Source organism: Kitasatospora sp. NPDC007106, assembly GCF_040634455.1.
Taxonomy (GTDB): domain Bacteria; phylum Actinomycetota; class Actinomycetes; order Streptomycetales; family Streptomycetaceae; genus Kitasatospora; species Kitasatospora arboriphila.
Map to the genome: position 1 here is coordinate 1 of NZ_JBEYFP010000823.1, position 2511 is coordinate 2511.

A 2511-nucleotide genomic window follows, 5' to 3' on the forward strand; every position below is an offset into this window, starting at 1 on the left:
GCGGCGAGCGCGAGCACGGCGGCCGGGCCGAGCCCGCCGGCCGCGGCGGGCGCCATCAGCAGTCCGGCGCCCAGGCCGTAGCCCGCCCGGGCCACCGGGCCCGTGGACGGCGCGGCCAGGGTGAGCCAGCCGACCGCGAGCAGCGCCGCGGGGACGGCCGCGACCGGGCCGACCACCTGGGACAGCCAGGGCACCGCGGCCAGCATCCCGGCCGCCGGCAGGTGCAGGGCGGCGGTGCCGAGTGCCCGTCCGGCGTCCGGGGCCCAGCGCGCGGCGGGCGCGGCCGGGGCGGGCGGCTCGGGGCGGCGCTCCACCCGGGCGTGCATCTCCTCGGCGAGCGCGAAGAGGTCGGCGTGCCGGTAGTGCGCCGCGGCGCCGTCGGAGAGCCCGGCGTCCTCCAGGCCGGCGGCGATGTCCAGCGGGTCGACGGCCTGTTCGCAGAGCCGGCGGTGCTCGGCCATCAGGGCCCGGACGGGGTCGCCGGGGCGGGTGTCGGGGGGTGCCGGCGGGCGGCCGGGGCGGCTCATCGGCTCGCCTCCGCGAGCGCGCCGGGTTCGGCCCGGCCGCCGTCCGGGGTCGGGCCGTCCGGCGCGGCGGCGTCCGCGGCCCCGGACGGGCCGCTCTCCGCCGCCGGGGCCTCCCGGCGGGCCTGCGGGGCGGGCACCGGCGCCCCGGCGACCCAGTACTCGGCCGGGCGGGCGAAGGGCCGCATCCGCTCGGCGGCGGCCGGGAAGGCCGGCCAGCGGGAGACCAGCTCCAGGTAGATCTCGCGGAAGGCCGCGGCCTCCGGCTCCAGGGCGAAGCGCTCCTGGGCGCGCAGCCGGCCGGCGAGGCCGAGCCGGGCGCGCCGCTCCTCGTCCCCGAGCAGCGCGAGGCAGGCGTCGGCGAGGGCGCGCGGACTGCGCGGCGGGACGACCAGCCCGGCCGGGCCGAGCACCTCGGGGACGATCCCGACCTCGGTGGCGATCACCGCGCGGCCGCTGAGCATGGCGTCGGCGAGCAGCCGGGGGCTGCGCTGGGACAGCGCGGTGAAGACGACGGCGCTGCCGGCCGCCCAGGCGTCGGCGGTGGCGGGCGGCCGGCCGGCGAAGTCGACGGCGGCGTGGATGCCGAGGCGGCGGGCGATGGCCCGGCAGTGCGCCAGGTAGCCGGGCGCGGCCTCCTCGCCGTACATCCGCAGCCGGGCCGCGGGCAGTTCGGCGCGGACGCGGGCGAAGGCGTGCAGCATCAGCTCCGGGTCGCGGCCGGGCTCCAGGGCGCCCGCCCAGACCAGGGTGGGGCGTTCGGGCTCGGCGCCGGCCGGCTCGCGGCCGGCCTCGGGGGTCGACTCGTGGACGACCCGGATGCGCTCCGGGTCGGCGCCGCAGCGTTCCTGCCAGCGCCGGTCGTAGCCGCTGCCGGGGGTGAGGACGGCGGCCTGCCGGTAGGTCTCGGCGGTGAGCTGCCGGAAGAAGGCCAGCAGCAGGGCGCGCACCGGCCAGCGGTACGGGGCGGTGCGGTAGCCGCGGTACTGCTCGCGCAGGTGCAGGCCGTGCTCGGTGAGCACGAAGGGCACTCCGTGCAGGTGCTTGGCGACCAGGGCGGGCAGGACGGCGGGGCCGCCGCCGGCGACGTGGCAGAGGTCGGCGGAGCCGAGGCCGCTCGGCCCGGTGCCGTACCAGGGGGCGGAGAGCGGGCGGAGCAGCTGCTCCAGCAGGTCGCCGGCGACCAGGACGTCGCGCACCAGCGGCTGGCCGGCGGCGGTCTCGGCGCCGGGGGCCCGCCAGACCCGCTCCAGGGTGCGGTGGGCCTGGCCGGAGCCGAGGAAGGCGGGCAACGCGCCGTCCTCCCGGGCGAGTTCGGCGAGGCGGTAGAGCGCGGGGCCGAAGCGGGCCCGCTCGGCGGGGTGGACCAGGGAGCGGACGAGGTCCTCGTAGGCGGTGGCGTAGCAGCGGCGGCGGTGCGCGGCGGGGCGTCTGCCCGCCGGGCGGCGGCCCCATATCGGCAGCTCGTGGACGGCGAGCAGGCCGCGCGGGGGCGCGCCGGCGAAGTCGGCACCGCCCCCGGAGCCGAGCAGGTAGAGCTGGAACTCGTGCTCGGCCAGCGCGCCGGCGAGCCGGCCGCACCAGCCGCCTCCTGTGCGCTGGGCGACGGAGAGGTTGCCCTCGGTGAGCAGAGCGATGCGCACGACGACCTCCGGAACGGTGCGATGGACCTGGATTCGACGACGGGACAGGGAGCCTGGTCACCCGGTGACGGCAATGCTCGGAAAGTCGGCTGCGGCACACCCGGCCCGCCGTGCGGCCGGTGGCGGGCCGCTCGGGGCCCGGTGCCGGCGCCTCTCCCCCACACCTGTTCGGTCCGACAGCACGAAGGTAGAGCGGATCGCCGACAACTCCAGGAGCGCCCGCCGCCATGCCACCTGATTGAGTGAAAGGCCGTGACCTGTCGCCGCCCGGCGCGTTGTGCGGGGCGTTCGGAGCCGCCGCGCGCGCCCGCGCGCGACGGGCCCCCGGTCCGACCGGACCGGGG

At 79.8% G+C, this 2511-nt stretch carries 1 protein-coding gene and 1 pseudogene; both read right to left on the reverse strand.

The genetic code is table 11. The features are described 5' to 3' along the window. A pseudogene (locus ABZ641_RS32835) lies at nucleotides 1-527 on the reverse strand (hypothetical protein); the annotation flags it as partial. Next, nucleotides 524-2167: a DUF3492 domain-containing protein gene (locus tag ABZ641_RS32840; RefSeq protein WP_359987778.1), complete on the reverse strand. Its 1644-nt coding sequence runs from the start codon at nucleotides 2165-2167 to the stop codon at nucleotides 524-526. The gene ABZ641_RS32840 and the pseudogene ABZ641_RS32835, both read right to left, overlap by 4 nt. Between the last annotated feature and the right edge of the window lie 344 nt (nucleotides 2168-2511).